Source organism: Curtobacterium sp. P97 (genome assembly GCF_023712445.1).
Lineage (GTDB): Bacteria > Actinomycetota > Actinomycetes > Actinomycetales > Microbacteriaceae > Curtobacterium.
On sequence record NZ_JAMAYF010000100.1, the window covers coordinates 1 to 461 of the forward strand.

Annotated in this window: 1 protein-coding gene; it reads right to left on the bottom strand. The window is 74.8% G+C overall.

What is annotated here, in order from left to right:
* Nucleotides 1-291: uracil-DNA glycosylase (locus M3677_RS17150; RefSeq protein ID WP_251161157.1), on the bottom strand; the 291-nt coding region annotated here is incomplete at its 3' end.
* Between the last annotated feature and the right edge of the window lie 170 nt (nucleotides 292-461).

Below are 461 nucleotides of genomic sequence, written 5' to 3' on the forward strand. Positions count from 1 at the left end.
GCCCAGGTCGTCGCGCAGCTCCCTGTAGATGTTCACCAGCGACTTGGGCAGCGGGCGCACGTGCCGGTCGACGGCGAAGCTCAGGCCGATGGGGTGGCCCGGGGTCGGGTAGGGGTCCTGCCCCACGACGAGCACCCGGACGTCGGCCAGCGGGGCCTGGAACGCCCGGAACACCTGGTCGCCGTGCGGGAGGTAGGGCCGCCCGGCCGCGACCTCGTCGCGCAGGAACCGGCCCATCGCCGCGATCTGCTCCTCGACGGGGGCCAGGGCCTCCGCCCAGTCCGCCGCCATGAGTCCCTTGTCGACCAGCCCGCTCAGCGCACCCACGCCCGGCACCCTACGAGGGGTGCCGGGCGCGGGCAGCCGGAGCGGAGCGGCTCAGGAGGCGGTCACGAGGCGGGGGCCATGAGCTCCAGGGCGACGTTGTCGGGGTCGCGGAACTCGAGGATCCAGCCCTGGCC